This is a genomic window from Streptomyces sp. NPDC002476 (genome assembly GCF_042889785.1).
GTDB lineage: Bacteria > Actinomycetota > Actinomycetes > Streptomycetales > Streptomycetaceae > Streptomyces.
In genome coordinates this window covers 1-22247 of record NZ_JBIARH010000068.1, presented here as the reverse complement: position 1 = coordinate 22247, position 22247 = coordinate 1, and the positions used below count along the sequence as shown (strand labels likewise).

Below are 22247 nucleotides of genomic sequence, written 5' to 3'. Positions count from 1 at the left end.
GAACCGGCCGCTCTGACGCCGGCCGAGGTGAACAGTACGGACCCGTGTCCACAGCCGAGGTCAGAGCAGGCCAAAGATTCGCTTCACCACCGGGCCGAAGCCCGGTGCACTGCGAATAGACCCGGTAGCGGTAGCCCGTGACCGGATCGACTTCGGCAGGGGGCAGCAGCCCGGAGTCGGCGTAGAACCGCAACGCACTGGGAGTCAGACCACTGCGTTGGGCGAAGACCCCGATCGGCATCAGCTCGGAATTCGGCACCTCGCCATCATTGGGCTTCAACCAACTCGAAGGTCAACATCGACGAGTGGCGCGCACCCATCTCGTGCCCCGTAACGCCTGGTGCCGGGAGGGGTGGACCAACAGCTGTGAAGTTGACGCCCCTACCCCTCCGGACACGCCCACAAGCGCTCCAGGCCGGCCACGGACCCTCCGGACACGTCCACACGCCTCCAGGCCGGCCAAAGACCCTCCGGACACGGCCACGGAACCCCCCGGGCCGCCGGCAACCCTCCATGCACGCTCACGAGCCGGAACGTACGCGGTCAGGTGCTGCACCCCTGCCACGTCGATGCCACAGCGAGGCGCAGCGGTGTCGCACCCGGCAGTCAGCCGCATCCCCGTGCACCAGACCTCCAGCATGCGGTCCACCGCGCGAACCACCGTCTACCGATGCGCGATGCGCTTCATGAGCCGCGTTCGCTGCCGACGCAGATGGTGGCGGGCGTCGAGAGACGGGTCGTCGAGGATCCGGCCGATCCGGGCGAGCGGGAACCCGGGCCCCGGTAGACGCGGACCTGATGGATCCGGGCGACGTCGTCGCCCGAGTACACCCGGTACCCGGCCCAGGTGCGCTCACTCGGACACACGAGGCCGATCGCGTCCCAGTGGTGCAGCGTCTTCACACTGACTCCGACGAGCGCAGCCGCTTGGCCGACGGTTGGTCCGCCGACGGTGAGGCCGTAGGAGTCGATCGGTTCGGCGCTCTCCCCCGTGAAGGCCGGTCCGCGCCCGGGAGCGTCACTCGTCATCGGCTCGGTCCCGCTCATCGCGCCGAGCCTGCGAGCGCCGCCCCTGCGCCACCCTCGTCACTCCTTCTTCGCCGAACCCCCACCTGCCCCGGCCTCCGCCGGACCCCACACGGCCGGGCTCTTCGCCGAACGTCAACCGGGCCGGCCTTCGCCGAGCCTCACACGTCCCGGCGTCCCGGCAGGTACTGGTCGAGGACGACCGCGAGGAACTTCGTGTGGTCCGGGAGACCTGACTCGCCGACGAGCCCGTTGATGATGCCGCGCTGTGCCTTGGTGGGCTTGTACTGCAACTGAACGGGGCCGAGGCCGCGCAGATCCGTGTCGTCGGGCTTCACCGCGAACAGCTTCGACTGGAACTTGGGCGCACGGCGCGCGTCCTCGACCACCTGCGCGACCCCCTTCTCCACGGCCGCCTCGACGGCGAGGAGAACGATCTGCGTGTGGGTGAGGTCGGTCTGCTTGCGGTGCTTGCGGAACCGGTTCGCAACGTTCGTGGAGACGTAGAAGCCGACCGGCTTGGCCGTGTCCGCGTCATCGACCTCGGCGGGTTCCTCGACAACCTCCCGCGAAGGCTGCGGAATCACCGACACCGGTCTCGCCGGCTCCACGATCGGGGTGGGCTGGACAGGGGCGACGGTCGGCTGCACCGCCGGTGCGCTCGCCCAGCCCGCCAGCGCGCTGGAGGGCGCCCCTCCTCCGCTGAACAGATTGCCGACGCCTTCGTCGGACATGTTCTGCTCGTCGTCCTCGTCCACGCGCTTCTTGCCCTTCGGCGGTGTCATGCCGCAGTTTCCTTCCTCAGCTCAAGAGCCCGAGCGAACATTTCTTCGGTGAAGCCTTCATAGTCGGCGGCCAGTCCCGCGACGGTCTCCGGAATGCTCCGGTCGCCGCCCGCCCGTCGTTCGGCCAACTCCGACACGAGCATGCCGCGCTTGCGCACGAGCCGTGCCACCGACTCGGTGTGACCGATGAGGTGCTTGAACATATGGGCTTCCTGCCCGAGCACCTTCTGGACCTGCTGCCGTACGTCGGCATGGATCCCTGTGTACGTACGCCCCGTGTCGAACAGCAGCACGCCGAGAAGCGCGATGTGTGGGTTGATCTGACTGACGAACTTGACGTACGAGAATTCGAGGCCGATCTGGGCAAGCCCGTCCTCGGCACCGCCGTCGCTCTTGACCGGGATGACGAGCCATCGCGCCGCCGACAGGGCGAGCCGCTGCAGGGAGGGGTTCTCGGGAGGCGTGTCGAGAACGATGATCTGGTACCTGTGCGCAATGGGCAGCAGGCACATCAGCAGCCGCAGGTACGCGTGCGGGCCCTCTTTCGCGAGAAGCGTGTGGAAGAAGATGCCGAACTCGTCGCCGAGCGCCGGTCCGCCCATGACCACGTCAAGGTTCTCGCGCACGTTCTCACGCGGGTTCAGCGGCGTACCCGCCCGAAGGGATTCGAGCAGCCCCGCTCCCCCGTCGTTCCACTCGGCCTTCTTGTAGCCGAGCTCACGCGCGATGTTGCCCTGGGCGTTGCAGTCGATGATGAGCGTCCGCAGTCCGCTGCGCGCGGCCTTGCCGGCGGCGTTGGCGGAGACGGAGGACTTGCCGACGCCGCCCTTGCCGTTGCCGAACATGAAGATGTGCGACAGCGAGCCCCAGGGGATCGCCGGCAGCTGGGCGCGGATGTCAGGTGCTGCGAAGGGACTGGACATGGGTCCTCTCACTCTGGATTCAGGCCCGGAAAGAGGGCGCTGTATGCCCGATTTGAACTGTTATGCGTGGTCAAAACTTCGCTCAGAACGATCCTGCGCTCCAAAACGCTCCATCACGGTGCGAGGTAGGGCCCGAGGGCGGGGATCCGTCCGCGAAAAGCCCCCTGGCGACCCCGTCCCGCCAGGTCAGTGGCCCTTTGAGAGTTGCACCTCGCATAAGCCGCACCGCTTTTCCTCAGGCTGATCCATCTGCCCCTCAACCCATCTGACACACCGCGTGGCTGGGGATGGAGCGATGGGTGATGACCACTCCTGGCACAACCACAAGAACAGTCACCTCCAACCCAGTTGTGGAACAAAGCGCAGCACACGCTATCAGGTAACCCTCAGATTCCATCGACCAACACGCCGGTTGACTCACTACACGTCAGGGATTCGGGCGGCCCGGACGATCGATGGGGTGTCGAGCAGCCCTTCCTGCTTCCTCCCAGGCCACCACGCCCGCATCTCGCCAAGTCCTCAGCCACATTACCCTCCGGGGCGGCGCACTCCCCCGCGGGCCCGTGTCCTCCCCCCTTGACCGGCCAACCCGTCGGTAATCCCACCGACACACCTGGCGGCCCATCACTCATCGGACTGGCCAGCAACTTTGCGAGCGGGATGGTTCACCGATTCGCCGACCCGCTTCCCATCGCACCCAGCATCGTGCCGACCAAGCAACCCGTCACCCGATCTGCTGGGCCACCTCCCCTTGCACTCCCTGTCGGGCTGCCGGATGAACCCACACATCACTTGGCGTGCCCCCTGACGCCCATGCCCGGCACCGAACCCATGCACTTGCTCGGCAGCGAGTCATCACATCGATTCACCATCGAATTTTCAAAGCAGTGCGAGAACCAACCAGCACTCAAGCCCGTCTGCTTACGGGGAGAGGCACCCACCCCGAAGCCCGCGAACTGGCAAGCTGACGGGCTCACGCGCCGACACCTGGACGCATGTGTGATCTGGCCGACCGGCCCGCACTTCGGGTGACCGACACTCGAACATGCTGATCGGCTCGCATCCTGACATGGCACCCCGTTGGAGCGGACATCAGCACGTACGTATCCGAAGATGCCTGTCATCAGGCTCATCGTCACGCACGCTTCCCTGCATGACATTCCGTGGGTTACCTCGCACACGGGTGAACCCGGTTGGCTGCTGTGCAGCCAACCGACCTGGTGGGCTGCACTTCCATCGACGAAGTGGCACATAATCAGGCGCACACTCCCACCTGCCGTCCGGCTCGCAAACCGACTCGCAAACCAGCTCAGCACCACACGCTCATCACGGCCTTGACGAAGACGTATAGAAACACCTGCATCACCATGATGTGCAAGGTTCCCCATCACACGAGAGAAGCCGCCGAGACTCACATAAACTTCCGAGCAAGTTGAAGCACCTTTGACGCAGCTCGCGATCAAGCGAGCCTCCAGGTGTGTGTACAAGCTTGCGTCCATGTTTGCGTCGATGTTTGTTTCCGCAGGTCAGAGCCTGTTTTTGCCTCGAACAAGATGCCATCATTCTATGCGATCAGATCGAGCCTGCACATCACCTTCAAGGGAAGTCGGAGTGGCCCCTGGCGATGCGGTCAGCAAGTTCAATCGAACCCAAGCATCCCTTCTTGTTCGCTTTCACGTCTTCCCATCACTGTCAGCGAAACGCTCAAGTGGACGAAGACACCAGACAGCTCCATCACCAATCAGATGTCACCCGTTGTCCCCGCTCGACTTGTTGCCCACTCGATCACTATGAGTCGCGCAGACCCTGACCAGCAGACCGATCCTTCCCGCGGTCCACCCGAAGTCGGTGATCAGCCCAGCAAAGGAGCGATCGAACCTGGCGAGCTCTGGTACCTTCACGGTGCTTCAGCTCCACCAGTGTGTCCTCGTGATACGAACCGTATGAAGCACGCACGAGGAACTTCGCGGGCAAAGCCCGAGAGCATGGTGCGCGAACGCCTGAACTCCGAGATCTGGGTCAGTGCTCTCGAAGTCCATAAGAGAGCCAAGCAACAGACCATCCTTCAGAGACCGGGATCGCTGGGGGCTTCCCTCTCCTTCTCCCATCATGTGATCCGCTGACTCGCGACTCCCTGCATCGCACCAAGGGATTCGGTTGATGAGCCGATGAAGGCTCGCGATAGACAGCGACACCATCGGAAGCAGATCTCCTTCTGTCCACGCGCGTCATGGATCGGCCACCTATGAGAACTTGCGCCACCCATCCATCCGCTCCGTAGACCGGAAGCCCCCACCCGCATCGGGCGGTTTCTCGCTCGACGTCTCCCGGCAGAACCAAAGCGCACCGGATAGGCCGGGAAGTCGGCCACCCCGCCAGCCCCGCATCGACCAGAAGCGAGGCGCCCGAGAGACCGTCCGCGCTCACGGTCTTCTCGCCCTGGGCAATGCTTCGTGTCTCATGAGGACGGCTACGAACCATGACCCACGGCGGCAGTCACTCCTCACCGCCCATCGACCGATGCCGCCCCGAGGCCCCCGCGCATACCGTCGGCCTTCTCCACACGAGATCGATTCCATCGGCGTCCTCGAGCAACCGCACCGACAGCGGGCTCCGTACACGGTGCAATCGAGCGTGCTCGACAACACCTCATGAGCGCACTGCCTGAGCGCCCGTCTCGCCGAAGGCCCCCATCGCGACAAGGAGGACGTTGCCGACAGCGATTCCTGTTCCTGACGACCGTCCTTTCGATGGAGCGACTGAGCCGCAGGCCCTGTTCGGCGGGCAACAGAGCATGCCCGCTGGGGCGCCGGCTCCTGATGCGGGTCCGAGGCATCGCCCTGGTGGCGTATCACCCAGTACTGCCCGGTCTCGGTTCCATCGCCGTACTTCTCAAGCACATCGGTCGGATCCGCCTGGCGGATTACCTCTCGGAAGGCACCGCTCCAGCCGCGGGGGAGTGGAGCGGGACAGCACTCCGGCAACAGGTCCGGCTGTCGGCGCTCGGGGGCGGCTCAGGGGACGAAACGCGCCCGATTCCGGGCTGGAATATCCTCGTGACGGACGGAGCGCCGAGGGCTCGACGCCGCTTGTACGGCCGCGAATGCGGGTTCCGGGCGGGAAGTCAGCAGCTGAGCCCCGCGCTCTCAGGCCCCCTCAGAGAAGTCATTTACGCTTCAACTATCGAGCCTGGAGGATCGCCATCCCCGAAGCGGATCGGCGGGGGAGGGGCCCTGACGAACGCACGAAGTCGGGTTGCCGGCCGGAGCCGTAGTGGTGCCTCTCGGGGCGGCCATGGACTGTGAGTCGGATCGGTTGATGCGGGCGAGCGCCTCGACCGCGTACGGGCCGCCAGGGCCTCGCTTCGGGGTTCCAGGTCTCGCCCGCGTCGCGACAGCCGGACAGCAATCCCCGACAACGCTCCAGGGCAGCGCGTCGGCCTCTCGGCGCCTGAGGCGCGGCGGCTCCCCTCTGGAGCTCCACTCCACGCGACCGAGCGGGGTCGAGGCCGCGTTTCAACGCCCTGGAGGTGACCGGGGACAGTCCGGACGTCGTGGTGGACAACGCGGGCGTCTCGCTGCGCGGCAGCGCCCTGGAGGCCACCTCCGAGGGGTTGGACACCACACTCTCCGTCGACCTGCGCGGCACCTGCTCTCCGCGCAACGCCCGGCGCGTGTGCCTTGCGGGAGCGCGGAGGCGGACGGATCATCAACCTCGCCTCCATCGGCGGCCTCGTGGTCGACGGTGAGCGTTCCTCCGTGTACGACGCGTCCAAGGCCGCCGTCGTCCGGGTCACCAAGAACACGGCACACGAATGGGGGCGGTACGGCATCGGGGCCAATGCCATCGTGCCCGACTGCATGCGTACCGCCTTGACCACGGACCTCCTGACCGAACGGGCCGAGGAGAACCGGCTCGTGGACACTCACAGCCCGCTCGGGCGCATCGGTGAATCCGGTGATCCGGGAGGTGCCGTGGTCTTCCTGGTCTCGGAGACGTTCGTGTACGTGACCGGTCACACCCTGGCGGTCGGCGGCGGCCGGGTGGTAGCGCTGCGGCCGGACGCTGCCGGCCGGTTCGGAGGCCGGGCGCGTCCTCGGCGCAGCCGGGTCTCCAGGGCCGTCCCCTGCCGGCCCGTCGGCCGCTCCTCCCGCCTCAGGGCCCCTGTCCGGGCTTATGGGGCCCGGACAGGGGCCAACGGCCCAGAACGGCCCTGACGGGCGTCTGATGGGCGCTGGGCAGCCCCGTCAGGCGCCGACGTAGTCCGCGAGGTGCTCTCCGGTGAGGGTGGAGCGGGCGGCGACGAGGTCGGCGGGGGTGCCCTCGAAGACGATCCGGCCACCATCGTGGCCCGCGCCGGGGCCGAGGTCGATGATCCAGTCGGCGTGGGCCATGACGGCCGGGTGGTGCTCGACGACGACCACCGACTTCCCTGAGTCGACGAGCCGGTCGAGCAGGCCGAGCAGCTGCTCCACGTCGGCGAGGTGCAGGCCGGTGGTCGGCTCGTCGAGGACGTGGACACCGCCCTTCTCGGCCATGTGGGTGGCCAGCTTGAGTCGTTGCCGTTCCCCGCCGGACAGCGTGGTGAGCGGCTGCCCGAGGCTGAGGTAGCCGAGGCCGACGTCGGCGAGCCGGCCGAGGACGCGGTGCGCTGCCGGTGTGCGCGCCTCGCCCGTACCGAAGAACTCCTCGGCCTCGGTCACCGACATGGCGAGCACCTCGCTGATGTCGCGGCCCCCGAGGCGGTGGTGCAGAACCGACGCCTCGAACCGCTTGCCCTCGCACTCCTCGCAGGTGGAGGCGACTCCCGCCATCATCGCCAGGTCGGTGTAGACAACACCGGCGCCCTTGCAATTCGGGCAAGCCCCCTCGGAGTTGGCGCTGAACAGCGCGGGCTTCACTCCGTTGGCCTTCGCGAACGCCTTGCGGATCGGGTCGAGGAGCCCGGTGTACGTCGCCGGGTTGCTCCGCCTCGAACCCCGGATCGGGTCCTGCCCCACCGATACCACGCCCGCGTCGGCGGGGATCGACCCGTGCAGGAGCGAGCTCTTGCCGGAACCGGCGACGCCGGTGACGACGACGAGCACCCCGAGCGGGATGTCGACGTCGACGCCGCGCAGGTTGTGCGCCGTCGCGCCGCGGATCTCCAGGGCGCCGGTGGGCTCGCGCACGGACTTCTTGAGGGAGGCCCGGTCGTCGAGATGGCGTCCGGTGATGGTGTCGGCGGCCCGCAGTCCCTCGACAGTGCCCTCGAAGCAGACGGTGCCGCCTGCCGTACCGGCGCCGGGGCCGAGGTCGACGACGTGGTCGGCGATGGCGATGGTCTGCGGCTTGTGCTCGACGACGAGCACCGTGTTGCCCTTGTCCCGCAGCCGGAGCAGGAGGTCGTTCATCCGGCTGATGTCGTGCGGGTGCAGGCCCGTGGTGGGTTCGTCGAAGACGTACGTGGTGTCGGTGAGCGAGGAGCCGAGGTGGCGGATCATCTTGACGCGCTGCGCCTCGCCGCCGGACAGCGTGCCCGAGGGCCGGTCGAGCGAGAGGTACCCCAGTCCGATCTCCACGAACGAGTCGAGCGTCCGTCCCAGCACGGTGAGCAGCGGGGCCACCATGGAGTATCGCGTGTTCGGGGAGCCGGGGGAGGGCTTGGCGAGGGATCGAACCCATTCAGCCAGGTCGCTGATCTGCATCGCGCAGGCGTCGGCGATGCTGATCCCCTCGATCTTCGACGACCGGGCCGCCTCACTGAGCCGGGTGCCGTCGCACTCGGGGCAGGTGGTGAAGGTGACCGCCCGGTCCACGAATTCCCGGATGTGGGGCTGCATCGCCTCCCGGTCCTTGGAGAGCATCGATTTCTGGACGCGCGGGATCAGACCCTCGTAGGTCATGTTGATGCCCGCGATCTTCATCCGGGTCGGCTCGTGGTGGAGGAGGTCGTGCAGCTCCTTCGCGGTGTACTCGCGGATCGGCTTGTCGGGGTCGAACAGGCCCGACTCGGTGTAGAGCCGGTAGTTCCAGCCACCCGCCTTGAAGCCGGGGATGGTGAGCGCCCCCTCGCCGAGCGACTGGGAGTCGTCGTAGAGCTGGGCGGGGTCGAGAGCCGTGACCGCACCCCGTCCCTCGCAGCCGGGGCACATGCCTCCGGTGCGCGTGAAGGTGACCTTCTCGGTCTTCTTGCTGCCGCGTTCGACGGTGATCGCGCCGCTCGCCCGGACCGAGGGGACGTTGAAGGAGAACGCGTTGGGAGAGCCGATGTGCGGCTGCCCGAGCCTGCTGTAGAGGACACGCAGCATCGCGTTGGCGTCGGTGGCCGTGCCGACCGTGGAGCGGGGGTCGGCGCCCATGCGCTGCTGGTCGACGACGATCGCGGTCGTCAGCCCCTCCAGCACGTCGATCTCGGGGCGCGCCGATGTCGGCATGAAGCCCTGCACGAAGGCGCTGTAGGTCTCGTTGATCAGCCGCTGCGACTCGGCGGCGATCGTGTCGAACACCAGCGAGCTCTTGCCCGAGCCCGAGACCCCGGTGAACACCGTCAGACGGCGTTTCGGGATCTCGATGCTGATGTCCTTGAGGTTGTTCTCCCGTGCGCCGTGCACGCGGATCAGGTCGTGGCTGTCGGCTATGTGCGGCGCAGGCGACTGCGTGTCCGCCCTCTTGGCCATACTCATGTGTCTCCGTCTGTCGGGCGGGCCGCGCTTTCACGGTCTCCGTCGGTGTCGCCTGGACCGGCCTCGAGCAGTATGTCTGGTTCTCCTCCGGGCGGGGGCCCTGCCGGGGCGGACCACCGCCCGGAGGGCTTGTACGGTGCGCCGCCGCGGCGGCGGGGCCCTACGCGCCCGCTGGGCGGCTCAGCGCAGCTCGTTGACACGGACCAGGTTGCCCGCGGGGGCGCGGGGGGAACCTGCTGCGCTTCAATCAGCCCCTCCGCGGCTGAGCCACTGACGGCCCGGGCGCGGTACGGGGGCGCTGCCGTCGGCCGGCGGGGCGCGGCAGGGACCGAACCGGCCCGGGCGGCGGCCGACGGCGGGTCAGTCCCTGTGAGCAGTCCGCCCGCACGCGCGGGGACCGGCAGGGACTGAAGCCCAGGGACCGAACCCAGTGACTGGTCCCTGTTCGGTCCCTGGGCTTCAGTCCCTGATAAAAGCCCAGGTCAGAGCGGTGTGTACCCCTGAAACAGGGACTGAAGGGACTCAAATCCCTAGTTATAAGCTCACTACGTATGCGTGTATGCGCGCCCGCGTGTATCTCATATGACTCAATACGTATCTGGCTCATAATTAGAGATTTGAGTCCCTTCAGTCCCTGATCGGGGGGTCATACCCCCTCTGACCTGCGGAGATGTGCAGGGACCGAAGCCAGGGACCAACGCGCCCCGTTCGGTCCCTGGTCCCTTCGTTCAGTCCCCGAGCCGCCAACCGGTTTTCCTACTTGCCAAGAATCGGCGTGCTGGAGCGCGCGAAAACCTGGATGCGCCCCGCCTGACGGGGCATCCGCCCTGCTTGGAAAAACGGTATATAACGTGACTTTGTTGGCCGTTCCGGCGTGCCGGGGAGTCCTCGAAGGGACTCAAGGGACTGAGAATCAGATAACGGCACGCGGGGGAGATGACAGGACGGGCAAGGGGGACATGCCTACACTCATTCCGAATGACAGTCCCTTCAGTCCCTGTCGGCGGGCCGAGAGGCCATGTGACCAGCGGCGCCAGAGGCAGGGACTGAAGCCTTTACGACCGGACGGACAAGGACGACTGCGTGCGGCGCCACGGTGAGACGAGCCCCGGAGCTTCCCCTGCCCGGCAGGTGTCGTCGATGTCCGTCGCCCGCTGGTGCGCCGGACACGGCTGGCCCGTCCACCCCCTGGCCCCCGGCCGGAAGACCCCGGCCGGGAACTGCGCGGACTGCAGGGACCGGCACCACGACCCCCGCACCTGCCCCTGCCTCCCCGCGGGACGCCCCTGCCACGGCTTCCACGCAGGGACCACCGACCTCCGGCGCATCGAGAAGTGGTGGACCGACAGCCCCCGTTCAGGAGTGGGGGTGGCGTGCGGCCCCGCCGACCTGATCGTCATCGACGTCGACGCCCACTCCGCCCCGGTCCCCGACCGGAGCCGCCTGCTCCCGGGAATCCCGATCCACGAGTCCGTCAACCTCACCGGCCTGGCCTCCGGTTTCGACACGCTGGCGTTGCTCGCCGCCTTCCGGGGACAGCCCGCCCCGGCCGAGGACGAGAGCACCCTGCGCGTACGGACCCCCTCCGGTGGGCTCCACATCTGGTACCGGAACCCCGACCCGCGGACCCGGTACCGCTCCTCGGCCGGCTCCAGCCCCAAGGTCGCGCTGGCCTGGCAGGTCGACGTACGGGCCGAGGGCGGGTACATCGTCGCTCCGACGACCCGGACCACCCAGGGCGTCTACGAGGCCCTGGGCACGGCCCGGATGCCCGCGCCCCTGCCGTCCTGGCTCGCGGCCGAACTGGTCCGCACCGGCCACGTCGTACCGTCCGAGCCGCCCCGGCCGCCCCTGAGCCCCCCTGTGCCCCTCGCGAGGCCCGTCGTTCCCGGCGCGAGGCGGGCACGGCGTCCGAAGGACGCGCACAGGATCCTGGCCCCGCTCGTCGACGAGGTCGCCCGGTGCGAGGCGACGAGGGAGGGCGCGGGTTTCACCGAGAAACTCAACCGGGCCGCGTTCACCGCCGGAGGGCTGGCCGCCGCGGGCCACCTCCAGGAGGAGGACGTCCGGGAACTGCTCACGGCCGCCGCCCACCGGGCCCGCCCCTGGCAGGGTTCACGAAACGAGAAGATCATCCACGACGGTCTCGCAGCCGGGGCCGCCCGACCGCTCCACCCCGAAGGACGTTCATGAGCAGTGCCGAGAGCACGCGCTTCGACGCCACTGCCGCCGCTCAGCAGATGCTCGACCTCGAAGCCCGGGGAGAGCACGCGCCGGCCGTCGCGATGCCCTCGCATACCGCGGCCGCTCTGCCTGCCCAGGCCGTTCCCGGAACAGTCGCGTCCCCGGCAGCCTGGCCGCCGCCGGGGCAGTTGCCCGGCACGCTGACGGACCGGGGCAACGCGAAGCTGTTCGCGCGCCTCTACCGCGACCAGTTCCGGCACGTGGAGGGCCTGGGGTGGTACTCCTGGGACGGCTACCGCTGGAAGCGTTCGGGTGGCGAGAAAGCGGCCCTGTGGGCGGCGGGGGAGATGGCCGAGGACATGCCGGATTCGGACCCCCGGGGCATCTTCGGCGACCGGGAACTGCGTCTCCACAAGAAGCGCACCCTGTCGACCACCGGGATGAAGGCCCTGCTGACCCAGGCCAAGGCATCCCCGGACCTCTCCGTCGACCCCGACACCCTCGACGGCGACCCTTACGCCCTCTGCACGCCCGACGGCATCGTCGACCTCAAGACCGGCCGCCTCCGCAAACCCGACCCCACCCGGGACTTCCACTCGCGGGCCACCAGCGTCGGCCCCCGGGACATGCCCACCCCCCGGTGGCACCGGTTCCTGGCGGACACCTTCGGCGACGACGCCGAGGGCCAGGAGATGATCGACTTCCTGCATCTGCTGCTCGGCTACTCCATCACCGGTGACGTCGGCGCGCAGGTCCTTCCCTTCCTCCACGGTCAGGGCAAGAACGGCAAGTCCGTCCTTCTCGACGTGATGATCCAGATCCTGGGCGACTACGCCGACGCCGCCCCGCCCGGCTTCCTGATGGACCGAGGGGCGTTCTCCGAGCACTCCACCGAGCTCACCGAGCTCCATGGGCGCCGCCTGATCGTCTGCAGTGAGCTCAAGCCGAACGACCGCTTCGACGAGGCCCGCGTGCGCCTCCTCACCGGCGGCGACAAGATCAAGGCCCGTCGCATGCGGCAGGACTACTTCTCGTTCACCCCCACCCACCACCTGTGGCTGCTCGGCAACCACAGGCCCGAGGTGTCCACCGGCGGCTTCGCCTTCTGGCGCCGCATCCGTCTGCTGCCCTTCGAGCGGATCGTCCCGGACGAACGGAAGATCGACAACCTGGCCGTCGAACTCGTCGTCGACGAGGGCCCAGGCATCCTGCACTGGCTCACCGAAGGCGCCCGTCGTTACCTCGCCACCCGCGACACCCTTGCCGGCCCCGACAGGGTCCGCATCGCCACCACCGCCTACGCCAACACCGAAGACCACATCGGCCGCTTCCTCACCGAGTGCTGCATCCACGACCCCGAACGGCCCGAACTCCGTGTGGAACAGGGTCTGCTCTACGCCTCCTACAGCACCTGGTGCACCACGAGCGAAGGCATCCGCCCCGCGACCACCCGAACCTTCGCCACCCGGGTCCGTCAGGAGGTCGGTCTCGCCTCACCCGCCGACATGATCAAATCCAACGGCCGCAAGTTCTACCCAAACCTCGCCCTGGCAGCCGAACAGTGAACGACATCCACATCCACCACCATCCCGCCCATCGGCCGCGACGCCGACCCCTGCACCCGTACCACGACCCCCTCTACCATGGAGACGCGGCCCATCGGGCGCACGTCCCCGGACCGGGGACGACATCCCGGACACCTCAGCGGAACAGCGGTACACAATTCAGGCACCACCCGGACCGGTGCACGCGGACGAAGGAGAGGTCGTGGCCATGAGCTCGCTACTGACCGACGGCGACCTCACCCACGAAGCCCACGTGGTGTGGCTGGAAGACACCGAGCACCTCGACTACGTCCGCCAGGCCCTGGACAAGACCCCCCGCAGGCGCAGCCGACCTCGCTACGCCCGCGACGGGCGGATGATCGGCTACGTCGAACTCGACGCCACTGCCGAAGCCGACCCGGACAGCGGCCTCTATCGGCGTCGTGTGTTCTTCCTCCTGCCCCACGACCGCGACTCCGACCCCGACGGCGTCTACCGCCAGGGCGCCCCGGGCGAGGCCGTCGACCCGAGGACCATCCAGCCCAACAAGGCCGGCGAAAAGACCCCGCGCTCCCAGCGGGGGACCGCGACAGCGTCGGCGACGCCCCAGCCGTAGCCGACGGACCGGGGGTGGTGAAGCGGGTTCCGCTCCCCCACCCCCGGTCCGCACCCGGTGCGGCACGTTCCCCCGGGGCCGGGATCAGCCCAGCAGGTTCTCGATGAGATCGGCGGCCCGCACGGTGCCCCCCTCGGCCCGTGCGTCGGCGCGCAGCTGCGCCGAGCGGCGGGCGACCTCCGCGTCGGCGACGAGGCCGTCCAGGGCGTTGCGCAGGGTCTCGGCGGTGGCGTCCCCGGTGTCGATGCGGCGGGCCACGCCCAGTTCCACGAGGCGGTCGGCGTTGGTGAACTGATCGGCGGCCTGGGGGACGGCGATCATCGGAACACCGGCCATCAGCCCTTCGCCGCAGCCGCCCATACCGGCATGGGTGACGAAGGCGTCCGCCTGCTCCAGGATCGCCCGCTGGGGGACCCAGGAGTGCACCTCGACGTTGGACGGGATGGTGCCGAGTTCTCGTGGATCGGTGTACTTCCCGATCTGGAGGACGACGTGCCAGCCGGGCCGGTCACCGAAGGCCGCCAGGCACTGGCGGTAGAACTCCGGCCGGCGGGTGAACGCCGATCCCAGGGAGACCAGCAGCACGTTCTCCGCCTCGGCCGGGCGGGTCCGGCTTCCCCCGCTCTCACGGGCGTCGAAGCAGGGCCCGACGAAGGTCACCGTGCCGGTGTCGACCCGGTCGGCGTGCGGCTGCATCGCCCGGGTGATCAGCGCGAGCGTCCGTGCGGGACGGCCGGAGAAGGCGTCCACGTCGGTGGTGGACGCCCCGCACTCGGCGAGCCACCGCGCGAACCTCGTCCGGTACGTGTCGGCGCCCGGCAGCCGCCACAGGTGTGCCGCGACGTCCTGATCGTAGCCGTCCCAGGCCACGTAGGTCGGGGACAGCTGCATGAGGGGCCGGCCCTGAGCCTCGGCGAGGGCGCGTGCGGCGTAGGCGCCGATGTCGTACAGGTAGAGGTCCGCCGGATCGCGGTCGTAGGCGGCGCGCAGCTGGGGGAGCGCCTGAACGGCGTTGCCGAGGAAGAGGTCCATCACGGCGACGGGGTCGTCGGGCCAGTTGTTGTCGGCGACCGGCAACGTGGAGGTGCACGGGACCAGTTCGGCGCCGGCGGCCGTGATCCGGTCGGCCACCGCCGAGTCGTTGGCGTAGGTCACCCGATGGCCCCGGGCCACCAGCTCGCGGATGACCTCGAGACTGGGCAGGACGTGACTGACGACGGGAATGCCGACCATCGCGACATGGGCACGGCGACGGGTCATGGAAGATCACTCATTTCAGGTCCATGGCGAAAAGGGCAACACGAACCCGTGCGCTCACTGCCGCGAGAAGAAAACCCTTCGCGGGAGCGGCACATGGGGGTGCGATACGAGAGCGGGGTCCGCCCCGTCCGCGTCAGCCGTAGATCTGGAACAAGTTCACGCTCGGTACCCTAGCCCGCCGCCGGGGCGTCGGTCACCGCGTCGATCTCGAACAGCCTTCCCGGCATCGCCAGAGAGGCGACCCGTTCAACGTCTGGGCCGGCAGCCGGTCTCCGAACCGCGCGTGCAGCGCCTTGCCGAGGATCTCCAGCCTGGCTCGTCGCTCCCGTCACCATCCCTCAACACCCCACGTCGACCCGTCCATTCCGGGGCGGCCGGGACCTTCAGTCCGATTTGGTCGGAGCATGCCAAAAATCATGGCGATGTGCCTTGTTGTCTCAAGGGGGCCGTGCCTCAATGGGGGAGTCATCTCCCTGACGGGTTGTCAGGGGAGTGCGACGTTCCGGCGTGGTACCGCGAACTCGCGCCGGTGATCCCCCCACACGAAGGGCCAAACCATCATGAGGCATGGCATACGGCGGACAGCTGTCTGTTCCGCCCTCGCCGCGGGCATGCTCGCGCTGACTTCCACGGCCGGTGCGGTCACCCCCACCACCGCCACGATCTCCTTCAACTGCGGCATCTACGGTTCGGGCACCGCGACCCTGACCGCCACCCAGAGCGGCACGGCCGCGACCATCAGCCTCTCGACCTCCGCCATCACCGCCCCCATCAACGTCGGGGCGAACTCGGTGAAATCGACTCTCACGCTCACCAACAAGGGCACGGGCACGGTGACGTTCACCGGAAACTCCAACCCTGCCATCCCTGCGGGCAGCCCCGTTTCCACGGGCCCGCTCAGCGGAACCGTCGCCTCGGGGGACAGTCTGGAGGCCAAGTCCCTCAAGGTCGTGGTCATGGGTATCACCGCGACCTGCAACGCGTCGTCCACCCAGTCGCCCGGTCCGTTCGTGTTCTGACCCGCTCGGGGAGCGGCTGAACGGAGCGACGGGCAGGAGCACGTACGCGGCCGGGTGGCGTCGCCGGTCCGGAAACGGAACGGGCGGATGCCACCCGGCCGCTCACCCATGACGGGGCCGGGCCGGCCGCTCCGGAGGGCCGCCCCCTCCGTCAGGACGACGGCCCGGGGGCTCGGGGAGGGGGCACGGCACGCAGCAGTTCCCACAGGGGGCAGTGTCCGTCGGCCCACGTGGTCGGCGTCGCCCCCAGCAGCTGGCAGTCGGTGGCCGGTCGGGGCCGGGAGGCAGGGAGTGCGGACGGGGCGGGCCGGGTGATGTCGGCGGGCCACCTCGACCTCGACCGCGACCGTGACCGCACGACAGCGCGCGGCAGCGGTGGCCCGGACAGGTGTCAGGCCGGCCGCGTGGCCGAGTACGACCGCCGGGAACCGCTGGAGCCGCTGGCCTCGGCGGGCGGGAAGACCTTCCGCTTGAGCACGGTCTTCATGAGGTCGTTCCGAGGAGCCACGTGCAGGAGGTCGCCGTTGTCGCCTGAATGCGCCTCACACCCAGTCGTTCTCCGGAGTGGCCGCCCGAAGTACCGCGCCGGCGTTCTCCAGCAACGGCAGGCCATGGGGTACGCACACCTTCTCCACATCCAGCGCGGCCATCCGCCGGAACGAGGCGATGGCCTGCTGCCGGTCCAGGTTGAACGGACCGAGGATCGCCCGTCCGTCCTCGGTGGCGATGGTGTCACCCGAGAACAGCACGCTGCTTTCCGTGAAATGGAGCGCGATGCTTCCCGAAGTGTGGCCCGGCACATGCAGAACGCGAACGGGCTCCGTCCAGCCGTCGAGTGTGTCGCCGTCGCGCAGTTCGACGTCCACCGGCGCATGCTTCAGAGGCGGCACTTCCGCGTCGGCGAATCCCGCCGTGATCCGCTCGTGGAGCGCGTGTTCCGAGGCGGTGTGCACGGCCTCGGGCTCGGGGGAGGCGCCGCGGATGAACGGGGCGTCCAGCGCTCCGGCCAGCACACGGGCACCCGTGGCGGCGACGCGGCGGGTCACGATGCCGGTGGACCGCTCGAACACGCGCGGCGGCAGGGGGAGCCGACTCGACTCCGTCACGTGTCTGAGCAGGTCCTCGGAGGTGAGGACCTGCTCGGGCAGGGGAACGGGCAGGGGTAGGGGGCCGTAGGGGCTGAAGGTGCCGGGGCGCGCCCGTAGGCTTCCCACCGCCTTCCTCCCCTCACTCGCACGGGGACACCCGGATCCTCTACACCCCGGAAAGCGGTCGGTACGGCCATGACATCCGTCCTCATCACTGGTTGCAGCAGCGGTATCGGCCTGGAGACCGCGCTGGCGTTCGCCCGCAGGGGAGACCGCGTCCACGCCTGCGTACGCGATCCGGCCACCGCCGACGAACTGTTCCGGCGCGCCCGGGCCGAGGAGCTCGTCCTCGACGTGCCCCGGCTGGACGTCACCGACGACGCCTCCGTCATCGCCGCCGTCACCGAGGTGCAGGAACGGCACGGCCCTGTCGACGTGCTCGTCAACAACGCGGGCGTCGACCGCACCGGCCCCGTCGAGACCATGCCGCTCGACGAGGCACGTGCGCTGATGGAGACCAACCTCTGGGGCCCGCTGCGCACCGTGCGCGCGGTGCTGCCCGCCATGCGTGCCCGCCGCAGCGGCGTCATCGTCAACGTCTCCTCCCTCGCGGGTCGGACGTTCGCCGTGCCGCACGGCGGGTTCTACGCCGCCGGCAAGGCCGCCCTCGGCGCCCTCAGCGAGGCCCTGTCGGGGGAGGTACGCCCCTTCGGCATCCGCGTGGTGTGCCTCGAACCCGGCAGCTTCGCCTCCCGCATCCATCGCGACACCGTGGGCCGGGCCGCCCTGCCGGAGCCGTCCGAGGCCGGCCCGTACACCGCGGACCAGGCATGGATCGCGCGGTTCCTCACCCGTGTTCAGGAGGGCGCCGGGGACTGCGGCGAGGTGGCCGAGGCGATCCTCGCGGCCGTCGACGACCCCGGCACACCGCTGCACACCCCTGTCGGCAAGGACGCGGAGACGGCCCTGCGGTACCTGGCGAACACCACGTACGAACAGTGGCTGCCGCTCTTCCTCGAACAGGCCGAGTCCCTCGCCGGACCGCGCCCCGTCGAGCGAGACCGGTCGGGCGGGTGACCGGCCGTCGGCCTCTGTCAGGCGGATGACGGCGGGTTCCGTCCGGGCCCGCTGCGCTCTCGCGGAAGCGTGCCGGCGGTCAGGAAGAAGGACACGGCGTAGGTAAAGCGCCCGGTGCGCACGGCCTCGTCGTACCGGGCCACGAAACGGTCCGCATCCGAGGGACCCAGGAAGCCCTGGTCCGCCGCGGCGTGCGCCCACGTTCGCAGACCCATGACGTCGTCCACGGCCGAGGAGTCCCGTACGACCAGTGTCCTGGCCTCTACGGTGATGTCGGTGAGGCCGCGGGCGGTCAGCAGCCCGGCAATCCGATGGGCCGGCGAACCGTTGCGCAGGAGGATGTCACTCCGGAAACGCAACACCTTACGTGCGAGCTCCTGGTCCTCGATGTCCAGCACCTGGGTGTCGTAGTCCGGGTCGACGAGTGCGATACGGCCACCGGGACGGATCACCCGCAGCATCTCGGCCAGGACCTGCTCGGGTTCGGCGACGTGCTGGAGGACGCGGTCGGCCCATGCGCCGTCGAAGCAGCCGGTTCGGAACGGAAGCCGATGCCCGTCCGCGGCCGTGACGAACGGTACGCCCCGTGCTCGCGCTTCCGAGGCCATCGTCAGAGAGCTGTCGACCGCGACCACCTCGGCCCCGTAGCGGGTGCGCAAGGCCAGAGCGGCATCCCCGGCGCCCGCCCCCACCTCAAGGAACGAGCCACCTGGATACGCGTACAGGAGTTCCTGCAACCGCTGCTTGTAGGAGGCGTAGAACGGCTCGGTACCCAGCCGGTCCAGTACGCGGACCCATGCGGTGGGATTCGACTGGGTGTCGACCGACGTGAAGCCATGGACGATGCGCTGATCACTCGTGCGAGCACCGTAGACCCCGCTCGTGAGGGGCGGTTCGGAGAAGGGACGCGGTCCAGGGGCCTTGGCCCAGGGCCCCCGGCCCTGGCCCTGGCCCTGGCCCTGGCCCTGGCTCGGTCAGTCGTGGATCCGGATGGAGCGCGACGGGCACAGGTCCGCCGCGCGGCGGACGCTGCCGTGCAGCGCTGCCACCGGCTTCTCCTGGAGGACGAGGACGAGGCCGTCGTCGTCCTGGTCGAAGACCTCGGGGCTGAGCAACGCGCACTGGCCGGAGCCGACGCACCGGTCGTAGTCGGTGGTCACACGCATGGCAGGGAATCCGATCGGATCGGCCGTCACCAGGTGACGGGCAGCTCGTAGACGCCGTAGACCATGGCGTCGTCCTTGAAACGCAGTTCCTCCGGAGCCACGGCCAGCCGGAGACCGGGGACACGGCGCAGCAGGGTTCCGTACACGATCTCCAGCTCCGCGCGGGCCAGGTTCGCCCCCATGCACTGGTGGATCCCGTATCCGAAGGCGAGGTGGCTGCGCGCCTCCTGGCGGCGGAGGTCGAGGGTGCCGGGGTCGGGGAAGACCGTCTCGTCGTGGTCGGCGGCGTTGTTCAGCGCGAGGATGCCCTCACCGGCGCGGATGGTGACCCCGCCCACCTCGATGTCCTCGACTGCGACCCGCGCGGTGCCGGAGTCGGAGATGGAGAACACCCGCAGCAGCTCCTCGACCGCGTTGGGCAGCAGCGCGGGGTCCGACCGCAGCTCGGCCAGGAGGTCCGGGTGCTCCAGCAGCGCCAGCACACCGAGGGCGATCATGTTGGCCGTCGTCTCGTGACCGCCCACCAGCATCATGCGCGCCATGGTCACCACGTCGAGGTGATCGGCGACCTGCTCGGTGCGGTTCTTGTCCAGGAACCGGCTGATCAGGTCGTCGCCGGGCTCGGTCTCCTTGAGGGTGACGAGCTTGTCCAGGTAAGCGTCCAGGGCCTGCACGGAGGCCCCGTACTCCTCCGGGCTGAGATCGTGGTTCATCATCGCCGCGGACCACTCCTCGAACTGGGCGTGGTCCGCGTAGGGGACGCCCAGCAGTTCGCAGATGGTCAGGGACGGCACCGGCAGGGCGAGGGCCGTGACCAGGTCCACCGGGCCGTCGGAGGCCAGCATGGCGTCGATGCGTTCGTCGACGATCTCCTGGATGCGCGGGCGCATCTCCTTCACTCGGCGCGCGGTGAACTCGGGTATGAGCATGCGTCGTTGCGCAGTGTGGTCCGGCGGGTCCATGGACAACAGCATCAGCCGGACGTGCGCCAGCATCTCCTCGGAGATGTGGAACTGGTGCGGGTAGCCGGGCCGTTTCAAGTTGGAACTCACCCGCGGGTCACCGAGTACCTGACGGACGTGTTCATGTCGGGTGACCAGCCAGGTCGGCTTGCCGTTCACCTTCAGCTCGGCGCGCGACACCGGCTCGTTCGCGCGCAGTCCGGCGTACTCGGGCGGCTCGCTGAACGGACAGGTGCGCCGTATCGGGAAACGGGGATACGGCGACGCGGTCTCGGGCGCCGGGTCGGCGGAATGGGTCATGACGTGCCTCTCGGACGGGCGGGCTGACGGACGGCTGGGTGGCCGGGCTGCGGGTGCACGGGCCGAGGGGCCTACGAGCCGAGCGGCTGACGGACGGCGGTTCGGTTGGTGGGGGAGAGGCGCGTGTGGCGGTGCGGTCCGCCGCCGTCACCAGGTGACGGGCAGCTCGTACAGGCCGTAGACCATGGCGTCGTCCTTGAACCGCAGCTCCTCGGCCGGCGCGGCCAGCCGCAGTGTCGGTATCCGTCGCAGCAGCGTGGAGTAGACGACGTCGAGCTCCATCCGGGCCAGGTTCTGGCCGACGCACTGGTGGACGCCGTAACCGAAGGCCACATGACTGCGCGCCTCGCGGCGGACGTCCAGCCGGTCCGGGTCGGGGAAGATTCGCTCGTCGTGGTTGGCGGCGTTGTTCAGCGGCAGGATGCCCTCGCCTGTGCGGATGGTGACTCCGCCCAGTTCGATGTCCTCCATGGCCACGCGCGCCGTGCCCGCGTCGGAGATGGAGAAGAAGCGCAGCAGCTCCTCCACGGCGCGCGGCATCAGCTCCGGTTCCTCGCGCACGGCGGCGAGCTGTTCCGGGTGCTCCAGGAGGGCCAGGACGCCCAGCGCGATCATGTTGGCGGTGGTCTCGTGACCGGTCACCAGCATCAGCTTGGACATGCTGACGATGTCGGAGTGCTCCACCGCCGGAGTCCGCCGGTTGAACGCGATCAGCCGGCTGATCATGTCGTCGCCGGGCTCGCTCTCCTTCGCGGTGACCAGACCGTCGACGTAATGGTCCAGCTCGTAGTGGGCGAGGCCCCGGTCCTCGTCGCTGACTTCGTGGTTCATGATGGCCCAGGCCCACTTCTCGAACCGGGCGTGGTCCTCGTACGGCACGCCGAGAAGTTCGCAGATCACCAGGGACGGAACCGGCAGCGCGAGGGCGGTGACGAGGTCCACCGGACCGCCGGTGCCCTTGGCGAGCATCTCGTCGATCTGCTGGTCCACGATCTGCTGCACCCGGGCGCGCAGCTCTCGCATCCGGCGGACGCTGAACTCCGGTGCCAGCATGCGGCGTTGGACCGTGTGATCCGGAGGGTCCATGGAGAGGAAGGTGAGCGGGACCGACTGGAGCGTCTCCTCCGGCACCGGCACCTGGAGCGGATAGCCCGGCAGTTTCAGGTTGGCGCTCACCCGCGAGTCGCCGAGCAGGCTCTTGTACAGGTCGTGCCGGGTGACCAGCCAGGTCCGCTTGCCGTTGACCTTCAGCCGCGCCCGGGAGACCGGCTCGGTCTCGCGCAGCTCGGTGTAGGCGGGGGGAGGGCTGAAGGGGCAGCCCCGCCGCATCGGAAACTCCGGGATGGCGTCCTCGTCGGCCGCTTCGGCAGGTGCAGTCATCTGATTCCTCCGTGGATACTCCGCCCTTCAGGGCGGAGAGGAAATGGACTCCTGCGGAGCAGGGCAAGGGCTGCGATTCGCCGTCGGGGCGGATCGCAGTGCTCTGACCAGCAGATTTGATCTTTATATGTGGGTTCATTGGTTTGTGAGCGTGACCGCGAATCACGTGAAGCGGGCGTTCAAGTACCGCTTCTATCCGACCGATGTGCAGGCAGCTGAGCTGTCGCGCACGTTCGGATGCGTGCGCAAGGT

18 protein-coding genes and 1 pseudogene are annotated in these 22247 nt (G+C 68.7%); 7 read left to right on the top strand and 12 right to left on the bottom strand.

Annotated elements, in window-relative coordinates:
* The 4 genes from ACFYXM_RS35425 to ACFYXM_RS35410 all read right to left on the bottom strand — a co-directional run.
* The coding region (locus ACFYXM_RS35425; RefSeq protein ID WP_389295767.1) for a MerR family DNA-binding transcriptional regulator at positions 1 to 241 on the bottom strand (241 nt) is incomplete at its 3' end.
* 443 nt (positions 242 to 684) lie between these two features.
* Entirely contained in the window at positions 685 to 1047 is a 363-nt protein-coding gene (locus ACFYXM_RS35420; RefSeq protein ID WP_389295763.1) for a MerR family transcriptional regulator, read from the bottom strand.
* A 140-nt stretch (positions 1048 to 1187) separates the two neighbouring features.
* Positions 1188 to 1811, bottom strand: coding sequence for a hypothetical protein (locus ACFYXM_RS35415; RefSeq protein WP_389295762.1), 624 nt, complete (start codon positions 1809 to 1811; stop codon positions 1188 to 1190).
* On the bottom strand, positions 1808 to 2734 hold the full coding sequence (locus tag ACFYXM_RS35410; RefSeq protein ID WP_389295760.1) for a ParA family protein: 927 nt from the start codon (positions 2732 to 2734) through the stop codon (positions 1808 to 1810). Before ACFYXM_RS35410 ends, ACFYXM_RS35415 begins: the two co-directional genes overlap by 4 nt.
* 3680 nt (positions 2735 to 6414) lie before the next feature.
* On the opposite strand from ACFYXM_RS35410, the gene ACFYXM_RS35405 reads away from it, so the two are divergent.
* On the top strand, positions 6415 to 6951 hold the full coding sequence (locus ACFYXM_RS35405; protein ID WP_389295758.1) for an SDR family oxidoreductase: 537 nt from the start codon (positions 6415 to 6417) through the stop codon (positions 6949 to 6951).
* Between the two features lie 30 nt (positions 6952 to 6981).
* On the opposite strand, the gene ACFYXM_RS35400 is transcribed toward ACFYXM_RS35405, so the two are convergent.
* Positions 6982 to 9399: an ATP-binding cassette domain-containing protein gene (locus ACFYXM_RS35400; RefSeq protein ID WP_389295756.1), complete on the bottom strand. Its 2418-nt coding sequence runs from the start codon at positions 9397 to 9399 to the stop codon at positions 6982 to 6984.
* 1140 nt (positions 9400 to 10539) lie between these two features.
* Between ACFYXM_RS35400 and ACFYXM_RS35395 the strand changes: the two genes are divergently transcribed.
* From ACFYXM_RS35395 to ACFYXM_RS35385, 3 genes are all read left to right on the top strand, one after another.
* Entirely contained in the window at positions 10540 to 11592 is a 1053-nt protein-coding gene (locus ACFYXM_RS35395) for a bifunctional DNA primase/polymerase (protein WP_389295755.1), read from the top strand.
* Complete coding sequence (locus ACFYXM_RS35390; RefSeq protein ID WP_389295754.1) at positions 11589 to 13148, top strand: phage/plasmid primase, P4 family; 1560 nt, start codon at positions 11589 to 11591, stop codon at positions 13146 to 13148. The genes ACFYXM_RS35395 and ACFYXM_RS35390 overlap by 4 nt, the downstream gene beginning before the upstream one ends.
* Before the next feature lie 208 nt (positions 13149 to 13356).
* Entirely contained in the window at positions 13357 to 13743 is a 387-nt protein-coding gene (locus ACFYXM_RS35385) for a DUF6009 family protein (RefSeq protein WP_389295752.1), read from the top strand.
* An 84-nt stretch (positions 13744 to 13827) separates the two neighbouring features.
* Here ACFYXM_RS35385 and ACFYXM_RS35380 read toward each other — a convergent pair whose 3' ends face one another.
* Together ACFYXM_RS35380 and ACFYXM_RS35375 are read right to left on the bottom strand one after the other, a co-directional pair.
* Entirely contained in the window at positions 13828 to 15003 is a 1176-nt protein-coding gene (locus ACFYXM_RS35380) for a macrolide family glycosyltransferase (RefSeq protein ID WP_389295750.1), read from the bottom strand.
* 170 nt (positions 15004 to 15173) lie between these two features.
* Positions 15174 to 15316, bottom strand: a pseudogene (locus tag ACFYXM_RS35375) (RidA family protein); the annotation flags it as partial.
* 247 nt (positions 15317 to 15563) lie between these two features.
* Between ACFYXM_RS35375 and ACFYXM_RS35370 the strand changes: the two are divergent.
* Complete coding sequence (locus ACFYXM_RS35370) at positions 15564 to 16022, top strand: hypothetical protein (RefSeq protein WP_389295749.1); 459 nt, start codon at positions 15564 to 15566, stop codon at positions 16020 to 16022.
* 542 nt (positions 16023 to 16564) lie between these two features.
* Here ACFYXM_RS35370 and ACFYXM_RS35365 read toward each other — a convergent pair.
* Positions 16565 to 17236, bottom strand: a complete 672-nt coding sequence (locus ACFYXM_RS35365) for an MBL fold metallo-hydrolase (RefSeq protein WP_389295747.1) — start codon at positions 17234 to 17236, stop codon at positions 16565 to 16567.
* A gap of 69 nt (positions 17237 to 17305) precedes the next feature.
* Between ACFYXM_RS35365 and ACFYXM_RS35360 the strand changes: the two genes are divergently transcribed.
* Positions 17306 to 18187 carry an SDR family oxidoreductase gene (locus tag ACFYXM_RS35360; RefSeq protein WP_389295746.1) on the top strand — a complete coding sequence of 294 codons (882 nt, stop codon included), beginning with the start codon at positions 17306 to 17308 and terminating at the stop codon, positions 18185 to 18187.
* A gap of 17 nt (positions 18188 to 18204) precedes the next feature.
* On the opposite strand, the gene ACFYXM_RS35355 is transcribed toward ACFYXM_RS35360, so the two are convergent.
* From ACFYXM_RS35355 to ACFYXM_RS35340, 4 genes are all read right to left on the bottom strand, one after another.
* Positions 18205 to 18924, bottom strand: a complete 720-nt coding sequence (locus tag ACFYXM_RS35355) for a methyltransferase domain-containing protein (protein WP_389295744.1) — start codon at positions 18922 to 18924, stop codon at positions 18205 to 18207.
* A 237-nt stretch (positions 18925 to 19161) separates the two neighbouring features.
* Positions 19162 to 19353: a ferredoxin gene (locus ACFYXM_RS35350; RefSeq protein WP_389295743.1), complete on the bottom strand. Its 192-nt coding sequence runs from the start codon at positions 19351 to 19353 to the stop codon at positions 19162 to 19164.
* A 26-nt stretch (positions 19354 to 19379) separates the two neighbouring features.
* The gene (locus ACFYXM_RS35345; RefSeq protein WP_389295742.1) at positions 19380 to 20615 is read right to left on the bottom strand and encodes a cytochrome P450; all 1236 of its coding nucleotides are present in this window, start codon (positions 20613 to 20615) and stop codon (positions 19380 to 19382) included.
* 147 nt (positions 20616 to 20762) lie between these two features.
* Complete coding sequence (locus tag ACFYXM_RS35340) at positions 20763 to 21995, bottom strand: cytochrome P450 (protein ID WP_389295740.1); 1233 nt, start codon at positions 21993 to 21995, stop codon at positions 20763 to 20765.
* Positions 21996 to 22122: 127 nt separating this feature from the next.
* Between ACFYXM_RS35340 and ACFYXM_RS35335 the strand changes: the two genes are divergently transcribed.
* The coding region (locus ACFYXM_RS35335; RefSeq protein ID WP_389295765.1) for a helix-turn-helix domain-containing protein at positions 22123 to 22247 on the top strand (125 nt) is incomplete at its 3' end.

What these genes read in the sequence shown, in the direction of transcription:
- ACFYXM_RS35340 (WP_389295740.1), bottom strand. Translation starts at nt 21,995, where the DNA reads ATGACTGCACCTGCCGAAGCGGCCGACGAGGACGCCATCCCGGAGTTT.
- ACFYXM_RS35390 (WP_389295754.1), top strand. Translation starts at nt 11,589, where the DNA reads ATGAGCAGTGCCGAGAGCACGCGCTTCGACGCCACTGCCGCCGCTCAG.
- ACFYXM_RS35345 (WP_389295742.1), bottom strand. Translation starts at nt 20,615, where the DNA reads ATGACCCATTCCGCCGACCCGGCGCCCGAGACCGCGTCGCCGTATCCC.
- ACFYXM_RS35350 (WP_389295743.1), bottom strand. Translation starts at nt 19,353, where the DNA reads ATGCGTGTGACCACCGACTACGACCGGTGCGTCGGCTCCGGCCAGTGC.
- ACFYXM_RS35395 (WP_389295755.1), top strand. Translation starts at nt 10,540, where the DNA reads ATGTCCGTCGCCCGCTGGTGCGCCGGACACGGCTGGCCCGTCCACCCC.
- ACFYXM_RS35420 (WP_389295763.1), bottom strand. Translation starts at nt 1,047, where the DNA reads ATGAGCGGGACCGAGCCGATGACGAGTGACGCTCCCGGGCGCGGACCG.
- ACFYXM_RS35415 (WP_389295762.1), bottom strand. Translation starts at nt 1,811, where the DNA reads ATGACACCGCCGAAGGGCAAGAAGCGCGTGGACGAGGACGACGAGCAG.
- ACFYXM_RS35360 (WP_389295746.1), top strand. Translation starts at nt 17,306, where the DNA reads ATGACATCCGTCCTCATCACTGGTTGCAGCAGCGGTATCGGCCTGGAG.
- ACFYXM_RS35370 (WP_389295749.1), top strand. Translation starts at nt 15,564, where the DNA reads ATGAGGCATGGCATACGGCGGACAGCTGTCTGTTCCGCCCTCGCCGCG.
- ACFYXM_RS35380 (WP_389295750.1), bottom strand. Translation starts at nt 15,003, where the DNA reads ATGACCCGTCGCCGTGCCCATGTCGCGATGGTCGGCATTCCCGTCGTC.
- ACFYXM_RS35410 (WP_389295760.1), bottom strand. Translation starts at nt 2,734, where the DNA reads ATGTCCAGTCCCTTCGCAGCACCTGACATCCGCGCCCAGCTGCCGGCG.
- ACFYXM_RS35400 (WP_389295756.1), bottom strand. Translation starts at nt 9,399, where the DNA reads ATGAGTATGGCCAAGAGGGCGGACACGCAGTCGCCTGCGCCGCACATA.
- ACFYXM_RS35385 (WP_389295752.1), top strand. Translation starts at nt 13,357, where the DNA reads ATGAGCTCGCTACTGACCGACGGCGACCTCACCCACGAAGCCCACGTG.